The 12,116-nt window shown below is 66.5% G+C and carries 12 protein-coding genes; 2 read left to right on the top strand and 10 right to left on the bottom strand.

Annotation, left to right across the window (positions count from 1 at the left end):
* Positions 1-76: 76 nt before the first annotated feature.
* From ABB30_RS07215 to ABB30_RS07235, 5 genes are all read right to left on the bottom strand, one after another.
* On the bottom strand, positions 77-1,060 hold the full coding sequence (locus ABB30_RS07215) for an FAD:protein FMN transferase (protein WP_057637636.1): 984 nt from the start codon (positions 1,058-1,060) through the stop codon (positions 77-79).
* A 69-nt stretch (positions 1,061-1,129) separates the two neighbouring features.
* Positions 1,130-1,939, bottom strand: coding sequence for a DUF4198 domain-containing protein (locus tag ABB30_RS07220; protein WP_057637637.1), 810 nt, complete (start codon positions 1,937-1,939; stop codon positions 1,130-1,132).
* Positions 1,940-1,974: 35 nt separating this feature from the next.
* Positions 1,975-2,493 carry a DUF2271 domain-containing protein gene (locus ABB30_RS07225; protein WP_057637638.1) on the bottom strand — a complete coding sequence of 173 codons (519 nt, stop codon included), beginning with the start codon at positions 2,491-2,493 and terminating at the stop codon, positions 1,975-1,977.
* A 15-nt stretch (positions 2,494-2,508) separates the two neighbouring features.
* Positions 2,509-3,150: a PepSY-associated TM helix domain-containing protein gene (locus ABB30_RS07230; protein ID WP_057637639.1), complete on the bottom strand. Its 642-nt coding sequence runs from the start codon at positions 3,148-3,150 to the stop codon at positions 2,509-2,511.
* Between the two features lie 440 nt (positions 3,151-3,590).
* A complete protein-coding gene (locus tag ABB30_RS07235; protein WP_057637640.1) occupies positions 3,591-6,068 on the bottom strand; it encodes a TonB-dependent receptor domain-containing protein in 2,478 nt (825 codons plus the stop codon).
* 232 nt (positions 6,069-6,300) lie between these two features.
* Here ABB30_RS07235 and ABB30_RS07240 point away from each other — a divergent pair, with 232 nt between their 5' ends.
* On the top strand, positions 6,301-6,984 hold the full coding sequence (locus ABB30_RS07240; protein ID WP_057637641.1) for a Fe2+-dependent dioxygenase: 684 nt from the start codon (positions 6,301-6,303) through the stop codon (positions 6,982-6,984).
* A 91-nt stretch (positions 6,985-7,075) separates the two neighbouring features.
* Here ABB30_RS07240 and ABB30_RS07245 read toward each other — a convergent pair whose 3' ends face one another.
* From ABB30_RS07245 to ABB30_RS07265, 5 genes are all read right to left on the bottom strand, one after another.
* On the bottom strand, positions 7,076-7,831 hold the full coding sequence (locus tag ABB30_RS07245; protein ID WP_057637642.1) for a tetratricopeptide repeat protein: 756 nt from the start codon (positions 7,829-7,831) through the stop codon (positions 7,076-7,078).
* A 115-nt stretch (positions 7,832-7,946) separates the two neighbouring features.
* Positions 7,947-10,223, bottom strand: coding sequence for a TonB-dependent receptor (locus tag ABB30_RS07250; protein ID WP_057637643.1), 2,277 nt, complete (start codon positions 10,221-10,223; stop codon positions 7,947-7,949).
* Between the two features lie 76 nt (positions 10,224-10,299).
* Positions 10,300-10,704, bottom strand: a complete 405-nt coding sequence (locus tag ABB30_RS07255; RefSeq protein WP_057637644.1) for a hypothetical protein — start codon at positions 10,702-10,704, stop codon at positions 10,300-10,302.
* A gap of 87 nt (positions 10,705-10,791) precedes the next feature.
* Positions 10,792-11,124 (bottom strand): non-heme iron oxygenase ferredoxin subunit, encoded by a 333-nt coding sequence (locus ABB30_RS07260; protein ID WP_057637645.1) that lies wholly within the window; start codon positions 11,122-11,124, stop codon positions 10,792-10,794.
* Positions 11,121-11,666, bottom strand: a complete 546-nt coding sequence (locus ABB30_RS07265) for a GNAT family N-acetyltransferase (RefSeq protein WP_057637646.1) — start codon at positions 11,664-11,666, stop codon at positions 11,121-11,123. Before ABB30_RS07265 ends, ABB30_RS07260 begins: the two co-directional genes overlap by 4 nt.
* Here ABB30_RS07265 and ABB30_RS07270 point away from each other — a divergent pair.
* A complete protein-coding gene (locus tag ABB30_RS07270; RefSeq protein ID WP_152980623.1) occupies positions 11,665-12,099 on the top strand; it encodes a hypothetical protein in 435 nt (144 codons plus the stop codon). The genes ABB30_RS07265 and ABB30_RS07270 overlap by 2 nt on opposite strands.
* Positions 12,100-12,116: the final 17 nt, after the last annotated feature.

A 12,116-nucleotide genomic window follows, 5' to 3' on the forward strand; every position in this document is an offset into this window, starting at 1 on the left:
GCCTGCCACAGGCCCAGCACGATGGCCGCCACAACCAGCAGGCCGATGACGGCGGTGTTGCCCCAAAACGCGCGGTTCATGCCTTGCTTCCCATGGCGGTGTCTTCCAGTAGCGCGGCAAAGGCGCGGCTCAAATGTTCATGCGGGCCGTCGGGCTGACGGCTGACAAAGCGGGCGGCCAGGTCGTGCTGCTCGGCCAGGGCCAGGCCGGCCTGCGGGCCGAGCACGGTCAGCGCGGTGGCCCAGGCGTCGGCGAGCATGGCGCTGCTGGCCAGCACGGTGACCGCGGCGGTGGTCATGGCCACCGGTTGCCCGCTGCGCGGGTCCAGGCTGTGGCTGACCAGACCATCGGCATCGCGGTAATGGTGGTAGTGGTCACCGGAGGTAGCCACGGCCAGGCCATCCAGGGCCAGCACGCGGGCCGGCCAGTCGGCATCGGCATCTTCTTCCGGGCCGGTTTCCACCAGCACCCGCCACGGGCTGGCATCGGGCTTGTGGCCGTAGCCGCGCAGCTCGCCGCCCACTTCCACCAGCGCGGCCGGCACAGCGCAGTGCTGCAGCCAGGCGCTGATGTGGTCCACCGCATAGCCCTTGGCGATGGCCGAAAAATCCAGTTCCAGGCCGCCCGGTTGCACCAGGGGCTGGCCGGGTTGCCAGGCCAGGCGCTGCCAGCCGCAGCGGGCGCGGGTGGCGGCCAGGGTCGTGGCATCCGGGCGTTGCTGTGCACCGGCGTGGGCACCAAAGCCCCACAGGGCCACCAGCGGGCCGATGCTGGGGTCAAACGCGCCGTCGCTGGCGCGCGCCACGTCCAGTGCGGCCGCCAGCACGGAGGAAAATTCTTCCGGCAGGGTGAAGCCGGTGCCGGCCGGGGCACGGTTGAAGCGGCTGATCAGCGCGGCTTCTTCCCAGGTGCTCATCTGCACGATGATTTCGTTCAGACGCGCGGTGATGCCGTCATGCAACGGGCGCAGGTCGCGCTGCGCGGCCACCACCAGGCGCACGCTCCAGGTGGTGCCCATGCTGTGGCCACCCAGGGTGGCGATGGTCGGCGGTTGTTCCATGACGCTCACTCAAGGCAACGGCAAACAACAACGCCGGGAGCGGCAGGCTCCCGGCGTTGCTGACACGGCTTACTGCGGCAGCACTTCCAGGGTGACCACATAGCTCAGGCGGCGCTGGGCGGCCTGCGGCACCGAGGTCTTGGCATCGCTGCTGGTGGTTTCCACCCAGTACATGCCGGCGCTGGGCCAGGTCACGCTGATCTGGCCATTGGCATCGGAGGTGGCCTTGATCTCTTCCTGGGCGTTGCGGTAACGGGTATCGCCACGGATGATTTCAAACTCCAGGCCAGCGGCCGGGGCACCGTCGATGAACACCTTGAAGGTGCTGGTCTCGCCGGCGAACAGATCGTTGAAGTGGCCGTCCACCGCCTGCAACTCGATGCCCTTGCCGGTCAGGGCCAGCGCGGTGTCGTTCGGGTTGCCGTTGGTGATGAAGGTTTCCACCCGGCCCACGGTTTCAGACACGCGCAGGTCGGCCTTGCTGGTGTCCACTTCCTTGGCGAAGGTTTCGGCATTGCCGCGCCAGCGCTTGGGCTTGCCGTCTTCGGTCCAGTTGGCCATCAGCCCGGCGTTGACCGAGGCCACGCGCCAGGTGCCCGGCTGGTTCAGTTCAAGGTCGAACACGCTGCGCAGCTTGCCGGTGTGGGCATTGGCGATGGCCGGGTGGCTGCCGTCCGGGGCGGTGACCACGATGTTGTCGGTGCGCATGGCCACGTGGTCAACGTAGAACAGGTTGTTGGACACGGCGCCATCGACGCTGACCCACGGCGCGGCACCGGCGACCACGGTGGCCGAGGGCTGCAGCCACTGCTTGTGGGCGCTGGCGGTGAAGGGGATCAGGATGGCCAGGGCGGCGGCCAGGGCAAGGGTACGCTTCATCGGGTTCACTCGTTGGTGGTGAAAGGAATAAGGGATCAGCGACGCACGCTGACGCGCACTTCGCCCAGCTCGACATCGCCCTTGGCGCTGCCGCTGGTGGCACCGGCGCTCTTCCAGCTGAAGGGCACCCGCACCAGCTCACGGCCACCGACCTCACGCGAGGATTCGGCCACCAGCACGTACTGGCCGGCGGCCAGGTTGCGCAGCTGCGGCTGGCTGTCGCTGAAGGACAACTGGTGCTTGCCGGCCGGGCGGGTCGGGCCGGTGATGCCGTCCACCGGCACGGTCAGGGTGCGGCCGCTCTTGCGCCACCACTGGCGCAGGTCCGGCAGCCACTTGGTGCCGTGGCCTTCGGCGTTGGCGGTCTGCTGGTACCACACCGACAGGTTGGTCATGTGCTTGCCGCTGGCGTCTTCCACCCACAGCGCCACATACGGGCGGTGGTATTCGGCCACGTTCAGGCGCGGGATCTCGACGTTGACTTCCAGGGTGGCGGCAACGGCCGGGGCGCTGGCAACCAGGCCGCCCAGGGCGAGGGTAAAGGTGGTGCGCATGAAAAGCTCCAAAGGTCAGTGGATCAACAGCAGGGCAATCAGTACCGGAATCACCAGGCCCAGGCCGACCAGCGGCCAGGTCAGGGTGCGTTGGCGGGCATGCAGGTGCAGCAGGAACAGGCCGGTGATGCAGAACACCAGGCAGGCCACGGCGAACACATCCAGGAACCAGCCCCAGGCAGGGCCGGTGTTGCGGCCCTTGTGCAGGTCGTTGAGGTAGGACACCGCGCCACGCTTGGTCTGTTCGAACTCGACCTGGCCGTCATCGGTGTTGATTGCAATCCAGGCATCACTGCCCGGGCCGGGCATGGACAGGTAGACCTCGCCGGCGCTGTACTCGGCTTCGCGGCGGCCGATCGAGATGCCCAGCTCACGCCCCAGCCAGGCCGCAGTGCTGGCCGGCAGCGGCGCCTTGTCGGCGTCGATGGCCAGCAGCTTCTCGCGCTGCTCGTCAGGCAGCTGGACCTGGCGGTGGCTGACCTCGTGGGTGCCCTCGATCTGGCTGGCGTGGTTCAAGGTGATGCCGGTGACGGCAAACAGCAGCATGCCGATCAGGCACACCGCCGAACTGATCCAGTGCCACTGGTGCAGGGTGCGCAGCCAGAAACCACGGTTGGCCGCAGCAGGCTTGGCAGTCGGGGAAGGAAGGGCACTCACAGACGCAGGCAGGACCGTTGTTCGAGTTGCCTAGTTAATCATTAATGAGAATGATTCGCAATATGTATCCTTGTGTATCACCCGTGTCAACCCGGCCGGCCAGAGCCAGGCCAGGGTAGTGCCTGGCTACGCGTTGCAGGCCGTGCAAGCCGTTTCCGGCCATGCAGGCAGGGGCTTTGATGCACACGGGCAAAACGCGCCGGGCACATGGTTTCAACGGCCATTGAAGGGCGTTTGAAATCGCCATTGCCGTGAGTGGGCCGATGGCGATGGTGATGGCGCGCTGGGGGCGGTATTGCCGCTTTGCCAGCGGCGGACGCCGGCTTTTGATATTGCGCGCGATTGCGCCAAAGCTGGCGGCGGTGCCCGCCCCGGCCGGGCAGAAAGCACACAGCCCGCACGGGGCGGGCTGTGTGGGGGCCAGGACCGGATCAGTGGGATCAGAAGCGCACGTTCACGCTCATCCACAGGCTGCGTGCCTTGTCCTTGTTGTTGAAGTGGTCGCGGTAGATCACTTCGTCGCTGCCGTCTTCGTACACACCGTCGCCGTTGAGGTCGGTGAACTCGGTGGAGTAGGTGGTGAAGTCGCGGTCCAGCAGGTTGTTGATGCGCGCATTGATGGTGACGAACTCATTGACCGCGTAGGAGCCGCCCAGGTGCAGCACGGTGTAGTCGCGGTAGTACAGCGGTGCGCCGCTGATGGCCGAGACACCTTCAAAGCGCTTGGAACGGGTTTCGCTGCTCAGGAACAGGTTGAACTGTTCGTTGAGGTGCCAGTTGAGGGTGGCATTGGCCATGTGGCGGGCGCTGTCGCCCAGCGGCAGGCCCTTTTCGGCGCCGCTGCGCTGTTCCGAATCGGTGTAGGTGTAGTTGGCGCGCAGGTCCAGTGCCGGGCTGAGCTGCCAGCTGGCCGAGACCTCGGCGCCCTGGATCACCACCTTGTCGATGTTGACGTTGCGGCTGGCCGACGGGGTGTAGCCGATGTTGCCGAAGTCGCCGGTGCCTGCGCACTGGGTCAGCAGGCCGGCACCGCAGGGCTGCGAGCTGATCTTGTCATCGAAGGTGTTGCGGAAGGCGGTGGCATTGAAGCTGTGCCCGGCCGGGCTCTGCCAGTAGGCCGCCAGCTCGTAGGAGGTGCTGGTTTCCGGCTGCAGGTCCGGGTTGCCGTACTGCGGGCTGGTGCCCTGGCCGCCGAAACCGACCACGCCGTCATACAGCTGGGTGGTCTTGGGGGTCTTGAAGCCGGTGCTCACGCCGCCCTTGAAGGTCCAGGCTTGGTTGAGCGTGTACACGCCGTACAGGCGCGGGCTGAAGTGGTCACCGAACACCTCGTGGTCGTCGTAGCGCAGGCCGGCGGTCAGCGAGAACGGGGCGGCGATCTTCCAGGTGTCCTCGACAAACAGCGAGACCATGTTGTGGTCCTGGGTGCCGCCGGGGGCGCCGGATTCCATGCCGAACACGCCATCGGTCAGTTCGCCACGGATGAGCTGGGCACCGACCACGGCGATGTGGTCACCGGCGGCCTGGAAGGGAATGTCCAGCTTGGCATCCAGGGTCAGCTGGCTGCTTTCCAGGCTGCGCTGCGGGCGCGGCAGGTAGCCCTGCAGGGCGGCGAACTGTTCGGCCGACAGGTTGTCCTGCATCACCGCCAGCTTCTGTGCCTCGGACAGGTTGTTCCAGGCGTTGGCATTGCGGTAGCCCATCGCTGCGCTCGGAGCGCAGTAGCCGGTGGCGGCGGACACGCTGCCACCCAGGCTGGTGCAGGCGCTGTTCCACAGCTGCTGCACCTGCTGGCGCTCGGCCACGGTGAAGGGCAGGGTGCGGCCCTTGTTCTCGGTTTCCACGTAGGCCAGCGAGACCAGCGAGTTGCCGAACTCCCAGTTGCCTTCGTGGGTCAGGGAGAGATTGTTGCGGGTGAACTGCTGGGTCGGTGCGTAGCCGGCACGCGGCTCGACGCGGCCGTTGTTGCCCACGCGCAGCATCGCGCCGTAGTTGTCCACGGTGCCGACCGGGTATTCCTCCACGCCGGCATCGTTGATGGTGATCTTGTTGTCGTATTCCTGGCGCGAGACATCGGCATCCAGGGTGATGGTCTGGTTGTCGGTCGGGGTCCAGGCCAGCGACACGCCGGCGGACTTGTTGGTGTTGTCCACGGTCTTGCCGCCGCCGCCAAAGCCCAGCGAACGGCTGTGCGCCTCACCAGCCGGGTCGATCACATCGGCATAGGTCGGGTTGGAGGCCTTGCGCTCGTACCAGCTGCCGCGCACGGCCAGGTTGAGCTTGCCCGGTACCAGCGGGCCGGTCAGATAGACATCGCCGGTGGTGTCTTCGCCGAAGTCGCTGTCACTTTCGAAACTGCGGCCGATGGTGGCCGAGCCGGACCACTGGTCCAGCTCGCGCTTGGTGATCACGTTGATCACACCGCCCATCGCATCGGCACCGTACAGGGTGGACATCGGGCCGCGGATCACTTCGATGCGCTCGATCGCATCCAGCGGCGGGATGTGGTTGAACTGGTTGCCACCGAAGCTGTTGGGGTAGATGTCGCCGTGGTTGTTCTGACGGCGGCCGTTGATCAGCAGCAGGGTGTAGTCGCTGCCCATGCCGCGCATGGACACCGTGCCCTGGCCGGTCTTGTCACGGGTCTCGCCGATGTCCACGCCTTCCAGGTTGCGCACCGCATCGAGCAGGGTGATGTACGGGCGTTGGGCCAGCTCCTCGGCCGTGACGATCGAGATCGAGGCCGGGGCATCGGTGATCTTCTGCTCGAAGCCCGCTGCGGTCACCACCACCTTGTCCAGGGTCGGCGCGGCCAGGGTCTCGGCGCTGGCGGTGGCCGGCGCAGACAGGATGGCCAGCAGGGCCAGGCCCAGCGGTGCGCGGTGGAGGGAGCGGGTATGTCGGGAGCAGGCAGTCATGTGTGTTCTCGGCAGGTGCGGCAACGGCAGGGCCGGCGGCAATAAGGCGACGTGAATCAAAGGTTCAGTCTTGTGAGGGTATGTTAATGAGATTGATTCGCAAATGCAAACCATTAACAACTGAGCTGCGACAGACTCGCACGCCCACACGCGGATGTCCTTGATCCAGATCATCGAATGAGAACCATTCCCATGTATCATGGGCCGACATTCCCACAGGCTGACCGCGCCGATGATGTTGCAGATTCCCCAGGTGCTCAGCCCCGACCAGGTGGCCCAGTGCCGACGCTTGATGGATGCGGCCGAGTGGGTGGACGGCAATGTCACCTCCGGGCGGCAGTCGGCGCTGGCCAAGCGCAACGAGCAACTGCCCGAAGGCTCGCCGGTGGCGCGCCAGGTGGGGGATTTCATTCTTGATGCGCTGGGCAAGTCGCCGGCCTTCATTGCCGCGGCACTGCCGTTGAAGGTGTTCCCGCCACTGTTCAACCGCTATGGCGGTGGCCAGGCTTTCGGTACCCACATCGACAACGCCATCCGCATGCTGCGTGGCAGTGATTTCCGTGTGCGCAGTGACCTGTCCTGCACCCTGTTTCTGACCGACCCGGCCGACTATGACGGCGGCGAGCTGATCATCCAGGACACCTTCGGCGAGCACAGCGTCAAGCTGGCTGCCGGTGACATGGTGCTGTACCCGTCCTCCAGCGAGCACCGGGTCACCCCAGTGACGCGTGGCGCACGGGTCAGCTCGTTCTTCTGGCTGCAGAGCATGGTCCGCGACGATGGCCAGCGCCGCCTGCTGTACGACCTGGATCAGTCCATCCAGGGCCTGGTGCCGACCCTGGGCAACGACCATGCCCAGGTGATCAAGCTCACCGGCGTCTACCACAACCTGCTGCGGCGCTGGGCCGACTGCTGAGCCCGGCCCCCGGACGGATTGGCTGCGCCTGAACCGACAACGGCCCGTTCGCAAGGACGGGCCGTCGTTTGTTGACCGATGGCGGGGGATTTCAGCCGGTGGCCATCGGGTCCAGGCTGGCCAGCCGCTGCTCGATGGCGGGCAGCAGTGCCTGCAGGGCGGGAAACGGGGCGGCACGCAATTGCGTGGCCAGTTGCTGCAGGAAGGCGGGGCTGCCAGCGGCGATGGCACGGCCCAGCCAGTGGCAGGCCTGCTCCAGCTGGCCGTGCTGGACCAGGATCGAAGCCAGGCTGGCCTGGCCGCGGAAATCACCGGCCTGCGCCGAGCGGCGGTACCAGTCCAGGGCCGCATCCGGATCGGCCGGGACCACCAGGCCTTCTTCCAGGTAGCGGCCGACCAGGTTCATCGACTTGGCATGGCCGGCCCGGGCCGCCTGCAGGTAGAGGGCAAAGGCTTGCTGTGGATCACACGGCAGGCCGCGGCCGGTGGCCAGCAGGTTGGCCAGGTTGTACATCGCCCAGTCCAGGCCATGCCCGGCGGCGCGCTTGTACCAGATCGCGGCCAGGGCCGGGTCTGCGTTGCAGCCGTAGCCGCGTTCCAGGCAGCGGCCGGCCATGTTCATGGCGCCCAGATGGCCGGCGGTGGCCGCCACGGTGTACCAGTGCAGGCCCAGTTCGGGGTCGCGCTGCACGCCCTTGCCTTCGCACAGCAGTTGCGCGTACACGGCCTGGGCCTGGACGTCGCCGCCCTGGGCAAGCTGCTGCACCTGGGCGGCAGCGGCGCCCGGGTCACGGGCAAACAGCGCGGCCAGGGCATCGCTGGCCAGTTGGGGAGTGCTTGGCTGCATGGAGAAAGCCTGTATCGAAAAAAGCGCCAGCGCGCAGCGTGCATGCTGTGCGCAGGAGGTCCACAACGACAAGCCCCGCCTGAGCGGGGCTTGTCGGTCTGCCGGGGTTCCAGGCTCAGAAACCCACGTTCAGGGCCAGCGTCGCCGAACGGCCCGGGGCAATGCCGGCGTAGTGCGAGGCGTAGGCCTTGGTGAAGTACAGCTTGTCGGTCAGGTTCTGCACGTTGAGCTGCACGCTGACGTTGTCGCTGATGGTGTAGCTGGCCATGGCGTCGAAGCGGGTGTAGCCCGGGATCCACTTGGTATTGGCCGCATCACCGTACTGCTTGCCCACGTAGCTGGCACCGCCGCCGATGGTCAGGCCGGAGCCGAAGCGGTAGCTGGTCCACAGGGTGGCCGAGTGCTCCGGGGTGTTCGGGAACAGGTTGCCGTTGTTGGGCGAGACCACCCACACGCCCGGCGCCGGGCAGCCGTTGCGGCTGGAAACCGAGCACACGTAGCCGTTCTCGCTCAGTTCCGAATCCATCCAGGTGTAGCCGGCGCTGACGCTCCAGTTGCGGCTCAGCTGGCCGGTCACGCCCAGCTCGACGCCGTCGATGACCTTCTTGCCGGCGTTCTGGGTGGTGCCGTTGTCCACGGTGACGCGGGCATTGTCCATCTCGGTGTGGAAGATGGCGGCGGTCAGGTTCAGGCGGTTGTCCAGCAGGTCCCACTTGGTGCCCAGCTCGATGTTGCTGGTTTCCTGGGCCTTGAGGTCGGCGATGGCCGCGGTCAGCGAGTCATTGCCTTCGCCGCTGTCCATGCCCGGCGGGGTGGAGGAGGTGCCCCAGGAGAAGTAGATGCTGCCGTTGCTGGTCGGCTTGAACACCAGGCCGGCCTGGTAGTTGAGGAAGCTGTCGCTGTAGGGCAGCACGGTGGGAGCCTTGCCGGCGACCGGGGTCACGATCTCGGTGTCGTAGTCATCCCAGCGCAAGCCCAGGTTGAGCAGCCAGCGCTCGCTCAGTTCGATGGTGTCAAACACGTAGGCCGACTTGGTGACCGTGGTCTGGGTCACGTCCAGGGCCTTGTCGCTGCGGGTCACCGGATGGGTGGCCGCCCACGGGTCACGCGGGTTGGGGTTGGCAAAGTCGGTGCAGTTGTAGCCGGTGGCCGCACCGGTGGTGGCGCAGGCGGTGTTGCCGGTCAGCGGGTTGTTGGTGCCGCCGCCGCCGAGCACATAGCTGCCCTTGCTGCTTTCTTCCTCGCTGTATTCCACGCCGGCGCTGTAGCTGTGCTTGAGGCGGCCGGTCTGGAAGGCGCCGGTCAGGCTGAGCTGGTCGGCCAGGGTCTGGGTATCGATGGCGCGCGAGTTGGTACGGCGCCACAGGGTGCCGTACAGGTTCGGGTTGTTCTTGCTGTCGTCCGGCTGGGTCCACAGGTAGTCGTTGCTGGTGTTGCCCAGGCGGGCGACATTGCGCAGGGTGTGGCCGTTGCCCAGCTCGTAGCTGGCATCGACGGTGGTGATGTCGGCGCGGGTGCGCTGGAAATCACGGTCAAGCAGGCCGTAGAAGTTGTTGCGGTCCGGCACCATCGGCCGGCCCACGGTGGTCTTGGTTTCCGGGTTGCCGAACGGGAAGCCGCCGGCATCGGGCAGGTCATCGGTCTGCAGGTGGTAATGGCTGGCAATCAGCTTGAGCGGGCCGTTCAGGCCGAAGGCGATCGACGGTGCGATGCCCCAGCGGCTGTTGTTGACGAAGTCACGGCCGGCAATGTCGTTGTCGTGCTTGAGCAGGTTCAGGCGGGCCGCAATGCCGTCACCCAGCACGTAGTTGGCATCGATGGTGCCGCGGGCATAGCCGTCGGTACCCACGCCCATGCTGATGCGGGTCTGGTCGGTCAGCTTCGGGGTCTTGCTGACCAGGTTGATGCTGCCGCCGCCCGAATCGCGGCCGCCGTAGGCCGAGCTGGGGCCCTTGACCACTTCCAGCTGCTCCAGGGCGAAGACTTCGCGGTTCTGGGTGCCGACGTCGCGCAGGCCATCCACGAACATGTTGCTCTGGCCGTCAAAGCCACGCAGGAACGGCCGGTCGCCGGTGGAGTTGCCGCCTTCGCCGGCTCCGAAGGTGATGCCCGGGACCATGCGCAGGGCGTCCACCAGGGTGGTGGCGCCGATTTCCTGCAGGGTCTCCTTGTTGACCACGGTGACCGACTTGGGGGTGTCCAGCAGGGCGGCGGTGAACTTGGAGGAGGACGGCGCGAACCAGCTACCGGTGACCTGGACCTTGTCCAGATCGGTGGCGCTGTCGACGCTGGAGGTTTCATCTGCCGGCGCCGTGGAGGCATGGGCGAGGGCGGGGGCAGCCAGGGCCAGCAGCAGGGCCGAGGACAGGGGCGTGGGACGCAGAGTGCTCATTGGGGTTCCAGCAGGAAGTGCATGGCCGCAGTGGCCATGTCAGGGCATCGGTACCGACCCGGAGGTCGGAAGGGATCTACAGGTACACAGGGCCGGCAAGCCGGCCGCTCGATCGATCAGGCGCGTGGCGGTGCATTGGCCTGGTAGCGGCCAAGCAGGGGATCGGGTACGTGCAGTCCGCCGGCAGCGATGGCCAGTTGCAGAACAGGGGCAGAGCGGAGCAGCGACCAGGCAGGCAATGCGCAGGGCAGGCATGTTCTGCCTGTGCGTTGCCTGATTCAGCCAACAGCTCGATGTAAAGCTGCGGGTCCGGCCCGGGCTGTGGTGTGTCGGGGGTGAGGGCCTGGCTGCAGGCCGGTCCGGTGTGGGGCTGCGCGGCCAGCGGCGGGGCCAGGCTGGCCATGCCGATCATCAGCAGCAGCCAGATCAGCGCATGGTGCGCGATCGTCAAACGCTGCAGCGGATGGAGGAGTGGGCGCATGGGCACAGGGAGCACGGCGGAATGCCGTGCGCCATGCTAATGCGAGTAATTCGCGTTTGCAACTGTAGACGAGAACTTTTCTCGCTATCAGTCTTCCCGATCGTCGCGCGCCCAGATGCCATCGTTCTCGCGCTTGACCGGGAAGCGGGTGGCGCTGGTGTAGGCCGGGGCGCACAGGGCGCGGCCGTCACGCACATCGAAACGGGCACCGTGCAGCACACATTCCACACTGCCCTCGTCGGCATTGAACACACCGGCGGAGAGCTCGAACTCATCGTGGGTGCACAGGTCTTCCAGCGCGTACAGGGTGCCGTCCAGGTTGAACACCACGATCGCCGCCTCGGTAACCTCGTCAAAGCCGGTGCGCATCTCGCCGGGCAGCAGCTCGGCACTGGCGCAGATGTAGGTCCAGCTGCTCATGCGTGGGGCTCCAGATTCTTTTCGAGAATTTCAAAACGCAGGTCGTCGCGCTTGGGCAGGCCAAAGCGCGCATCGCCGTAGGGGAAGGGTTGGGTGATGCCGGTGCGCACGTAGCCGCGGCGCTCATAGAAGGCGATCAGCTCGGCGCGGCAGTCGATCACCGTCATCTGCATGCTCTGCAGGCCCCACAGTTCCTGCACCATGGCCTCGCCCCGGGCCATCAGCTGCTTGCCCAGACCCGAGCCCTGCAGGGTCGGGGCAATGGCAAACATGCCCAGGTAGCCGTGGCCATCCTCATCGGCCAGATGGCAGCAGCCCACGATCTGGCCAGCCTGTTCGGCCAGCAGGATCACGCTGCGCGGCCGTTGCAGGTCGCCCAGCAGGCCTTCGGCATCCACACGCTGGCCGTCCAGGATGTCTGCTTCGGTGGTCCAGCCGGCGCGGCTGGCATCGCCTCGGTAGGCCGAGGTGACCAGGGTAATCAGGGCGGGAATGTCGGCCGCAGTGGCCGGGCGGAATGAAACGCTGGGGAGGTTGGACATGGAACGCAGGCAGGATCAGCAGGAACAAGGGCATCAGTATGGCGCGGAACCGCCGCCGCTGCCGCCGTCCAGACCGTTACGGTGGGCGACGATCAGGCGCCGCTTGCCTGAGGCGCCGCTGGAGCCGTGGCAGGGTATCGGCCTGCTGGTCACCGTGTTGGCGTGGTGCACGGTGGGTGGCGTCCTGCTGGTGCTGGCGATGGCGCAGCCACACTCGGTCCAGGGCCTGATGTCGCGGTTGCTGATGCTGGTCTGCCTGCCGGCGATGTGGCTGGTGGGGCTGGTCGGCATCGGCACGCTACTGCATTGGCTGGCACGTGAGGGCTGGGCAATGTTCGCCGCCATCGGGCCGTGGCTGTTGCTGGCGGCGCTGCTGGCCATGCTGGCGTTGTACCCAAAGGTGCAGGCGATCAAGCATCTGCCCGTTTTCTAGCCCTTGCCTGATGCCGG

Origin of the sequence: Stenotrophomonas ginsengisoli (genome assembly GCF_001431485.1) — a bacterium.
Classification (GTDB): domain Bacteria; phylum Pseudomonadota; class Gammaproteobacteria; order Xanthomonadales; family Xanthomonadaceae; genus Stenotrophomonas; species Stenotrophomonas ginsengisoli.

Excerpts from the sequence above, each read along its gene's own strand:
- ABB30_RS07215 (WP_057637636.1), bottom strand. The coding sequence starts at position 1,060 with ATGGAACAACCGCCGACCATCGCCACCCTGGGTGGCCACAGCATGGGC.
- ABB30_RS07220 (WP_057637637.1), bottom strand. The coding sequence starts at position 1,939 with ATGAAGCGTACCCTTGCCCTGGCCGCCGCCCTGGCCATCCTGATCCCC.
- ABB30_RS07225 (WP_057637638.1), bottom strand. The coding sequence starts at position 2,493 with ATGCGCACCACCTTTACCCTCGCCCTGGGCGGCCTGGTTGCCAGCGCC.
- ABB30_RS07235 (WP_057637640.1), bottom strand. The coding sequence starts at position 6,068 with ATGACTGCCTGCTCCCGACATACCCGCTCCCTCCACCGCGCACCGCTG.
- ABB30_RS07240 (WP_057637641.1), top strand. The coding sequence starts at position 6,301 with ATGATGTTGCAGATTCCCCAGGTGCTCAGCCCCGACCAGGTGGCCCAG.
- ABB30_RS07245 (WP_057637642.1), bottom strand. The coding sequence starts at position 7,831 with ATGCAGCCAAGCACTCCCCAACTGGCCAGCGATGCCCTGGCCGCGCTG.
- ABB30_RS07250 (WP_057637643.1), bottom strand. The coding sequence starts at position 10,223 with ATGAGCACTCTGCGTCCCACGCCCCTGTCCTCGGCCCTGCTGCTGGCC.
- ABB30_RS07255 (WP_057637644.1), bottom strand. The coding sequence starts at position 10,704 with ATGCGCCCACTCCTCCATCCGCTGCAGCGTTTGACGATCGCGCACCAT.
- ABB30_RS07260 (WP_057637645.1), bottom strand. The coding sequence starts at position 11,124 with ATGAGCAGCTGGACCTACATCTGCGCCAGTGCCGAGCTGCTGCCCGGC.
- ABB30_RS07270 (WP_152980623.1), top strand. The coding sequence starts at position 11,665 with ATGGAACGCAGGCAGGATCAGCAGGAACAAGGGCATCAGTATGGCGCG.
- ABB30_RS07265 (WP_057637646.1), bottom strand. The coding sequence starts at position 11,666 with ATGTCCAACCTCCCCAGCGTTTCATTCCGCCCGGCCACTGCGGCCGAC.